General features: G+C 62.2%; 3 protein-coding genes and 1 pseudogene. 3 read left to right on the top strand and 1 reads right to left on the bottom strand.

From position 1 onward, the window contains the following. Nucleotides 1–499, bottom strand: a 499-nt coding sequence (locus A2J01_RS25505; RefSeq protein ID WP_064113860.1) for a TetR/AcrR family transcriptional regulator, incomplete at its 3' end; no start/stop codon positions are given. Nucleotides 500–623: 124 nt separating this feature from the next. Here A2J01_RS25505 and A2J01_RS25500 point away from each other — a divergent pair. The 3 genes and pseudogenes from A2J01_RS25500 to A2J01_RS37055 form a co-directional block, all read left to right on the top strand. Then, nucleotides 624–1,832, top strand: coding sequence for a phosphotransferase family protein (locus A2J01_RS25500; protein ID WP_064113861.1), 1,209 nt, complete (start codon nt 624–626; stop codon nt 1,830–1,832). Beyond that, nucleotides 1,829–2,992: a hypothetical protein gene (locus A2J01_RS25495; RefSeq protein ID WP_064113859.1), complete on the top strand. Its 1,164-nt coding sequence runs from the start codon at nt 1,829–1,831 to the stop codon at nt 2,990–2,992. Before A2J01_RS25500 ends, A2J01_RS25495 begins: the two co-directional genes overlap by 4 nt. Nucleotides 2,993–3,043: 51 nt before the next feature. Then, a pseudogene (locus A2J01_RS37055) lies at nt 3,044–3,249 on the top strand (tyrosine-protein phosphatase); the annotation flags it as partial.

Raw genomic sequence — 3,249 nt, 5'->3', positions numbered from 1 at the left:
GAGCGTCGGCGTCGACGCCGCTTCGGATGTCGCCGCGCTCTCTCGCCGCCTCGAGTCGACGGTTCAGCTCGACGCGGACTCCGGCCAGTTGCCGCACCACGAGAACGTCGCGTAATTCCGCGTTTGTTCGCACTTCGCTCATCAATCCGGGAGCAGCGGCTCGTGTGGCGGGAGCTGCGAACAGAGCAACCGCGCCGTGCACCAGCGCGCGGATCTGATCCGTGATCGTGCCCTCGGTGCCGAGTTCGGTGTCGATGTCCGCGCCCAGTTCGACGTCGAGTACGGGATAGATCGCGTCGTTGACGATGTGTGCCTTCGACGGCCACCGACGGTAGATGGCTGGACGTCCTACTCCCGCACGCGTGGCTATGGCGTCGATGGAGGTGCCCGCGTACCCCTTTTCTTCCAACAGTTGCCTGGTCGCGTCCAGTACTGCGTCGTCGATTGCAGGGTTTCGCTGCGGGCCCAGGCGGTGCTGAGTTTCGGAATCTTTGGACATTTTGGGCAAATCCCTTGCGGTATCGCTGTGATGGCCGTTACATTCTGTCACGGCTTTAGTCGATACATATTGTATCGACAATCGGCACGTGCGCATCGGCGCCACCGAACCACGAGGAGTGGTGATGAACCTTCGAACCGAAACAGAAACCTCCGGCGAAGATCCCGACTACGCCGAATTTGCCAGGCCCGGCGAATCCCGCAACGACCCGGCGGAGATGCGGCGCAGCCTCGAAGGCTGGCTCGCGACCGTGCTGTGGCGAGGCTCGAAACCTTCCGTGACCTCGGTCGAGGTGCCGGCCGCGAACGGCATGTCCAACGAAACTGTGCTTTTCGATGCGACGTGGATCGAGGACGGGATTCGAGCCGAGCATCGCTTGGTCGCCCGTATCGCCCCGCGGGACAGTGCGGTACCGATCTTTCCGTCTTACAACCTGGACCAGCAGTTTCGGGTCATGAGCGCCGTCGCCGCTCACACGTCGGTGCCGATCCCGCGGGTGTACTGGTCCGAGAGCAACCCGGACGCGCTCGGCGGCGAGTTCTTCGTGATGGAACGGCGTGAGGGCGAAATCCCGCCCGATGTCATGCCGTACACGTTCGGATCCTGGCTCTCGGAAGCTTCGGCCGACGACTGTTCTCGACTCCAGCAGTCATCGGTCCGGGTGCTCGCCGAGCTACACGCTATGGCCGATCCGCACCTCGCACTCCCCGAGTTGTGCCGCGATGGTGCCGAACCGACGGGGGCAGAAGCACTTCGCGCGCACCTTGACGACCAGCGGCGCTATTACGAGTGGGCAACAGCCGACGGACCAGGATCTCCGTTGATCGAGCGCGGTTTCGACTGGATCGAAGCGAACTTCCCCGCCGATGCCGGTTCCGCAGTGCTCTGCTGGGGTGACTCGCGGATCGGAAATGTCATCTACCGCGACTTCGGGCCGGCGGCGGTCCTCGACTGGGAGATGGCCACACTGGGGCCGCGTGAGCTGGACCTCGGCTGGATGATCTTCCAGCACAGGTTCTTCGAGGATCTCGCTGCCATGGCCGGACTCCCCGGAATGCCGGACTTCCTTCGTCGCGAGGACGTGGCAGATGCCTACCGCTCGCTTTCGGGCCACCAGGTTGTGGATCTAGATTTCTACATCCTTTACGCCGCGCTGCGGCACGCGGTGATCATGTTCCGAGTCCAAAGTCGCGCAGTGGCTTTCGGTCAGGCCGAATTCCCCGACAACCCGGACGAGATGATCCTGCACCACAAGACACTCGAAGCCATGCTCGACGGCACCTACTGGGAGTCGCTCGCAACATCCCCGCTCACAACAGGAGATGCACGATGACACTGTCCCCGCTCGACGACTACCCGGTACATCAGATCGCCGAGACCATCCGCCACGTGGGCACCTCGGATCGAAACTTCTACGACCGCTACTACTTCAACTGCCATGCCGGCGTCGACGGCGACACCGAGCCACTGTTTCTCATCATCGGTCTCGGTCAGTACCCCAATCTTGGTGTATGCGACGGCTTTGCGGTTCTTCGGCGCGGCGAAGACCATATTGTCTTCCGGGCATCCCGAGCCTTGGGTGACGATCGTATGGACCTGTCAGTAGGCCCGCTGCGAATCGAAATCATCGAGGGTCTGCACCGCCTACGTGTGGTGTTGGACCCGAGTCCCGAAGCGCCGGACCTGAGCTTCGACCTCACCTTCGAGTCCGACGGCCCCGCCAATCTCGAGGCCAGACATTTCCATCGCCAGCTCGGACGAGTCACCTTCGACACGCAACGATTCGTGCAGACCGGAACATGGTCCGGATCCTTGACCGTCGACGGCGACGTCATCCCGGTCACCCCGGAGACGTGGCGGGGTAATCGCGATCGGTCCTGGGGTGTGCGACCGGTCGGCGAAGCGGAACCGCCTGGACGCAAGGCAGATCCGGCGATAGCCGGCAGTCAGAACTTCTTCTGGATTTACTCGATCATCCAATTCGGCGACTTCACCATCGTCACGATCGTCCAAGAAGATCAGCAGGGACGCCGAATCCTCGAAGATGCGACTCGCGTCTGGGCGGACCGCTCGCGCGAGCCGGAGTGGTTGGGTCGACCGGACCACCAGCTCACCTTCATTTCCGGTACTCGCGAGGTGAAGAGCGGAACTCTGTATTTCCGGCGCCCCGGTGCACCCGGCGAATCCGACCACATCCTGGAGATCACCTGCGAACCGATACTGCCCAACTACATCGGTGTCGGCACGGGCTACGGACTCGAGCAGGATTGGCGCCACGGGATGTGGCAGGGCGAACTGGTGGTTCAAGGCCTGCGGGAAAAGGTTTCGGACATCGAACCGTGGAAGAAGATGCTGTGCCCGGTCGACAACTTGGCTCGGTTCACCCTCGTCGAGGACGGCGTAACCCGCACCGGGACAGGCCTGTTCGAGGTAGCAGTCATCGGACCTCACCAGCGATACGGATTTACCGGCATCGGTGATGTCGCTCCGTAACTCCAGATCACCACACCACAAATCCCAAACTGCAGAGAGAGGCACTGCCACATGTCCACACGCACACGAATGTTGTTCGCTCGCACTGCAAAGGCCGCCGCATTAGTCGTTACAGGTGGTCTGATGTTTGCTGCTCCCGCCACGGCAATCCCGCTCGACCTGGGCTCTCTCAACACAGGCTCGCTTGGAGCGGTCGATCTCGGCTCGCTCGATCCTGTCCTCGCGCCGACACCGAATTTGGCCTCCGTGGCCAACTT

Origin of the sequence: Rhodococcus sp. EPR-134, assembly GCF_001647205.1 — a bacterium.
Taxonomy (GTDB): domain Bacteria; phylum Actinomycetota; class Actinomycetes; order Mycobacteriales; family Mycobacteriaceae; genus Rhodococcus_F; species Rhodococcus_F qingshengii.
This window is presented reverse-complemented; position numbering and strand designations above follow the sequence as displayed.

Excerpts from the sequence above, each read along its gene's own strand:
- A2J01_RS25500 (WP_064113861.1), top strand. The coding sequence starts at position 624 with ATGAACCTTCGAACCGAAACAGAAACCTCCGGCGAAGATCCCGACTAC.
- A2J01_RS25495 (WP_064113859.1), top strand. The coding sequence starts at position 1,829 with ATGACACTGTCCCCGCTCGACGACTACCCGGTACATCAGATCGCCGAG.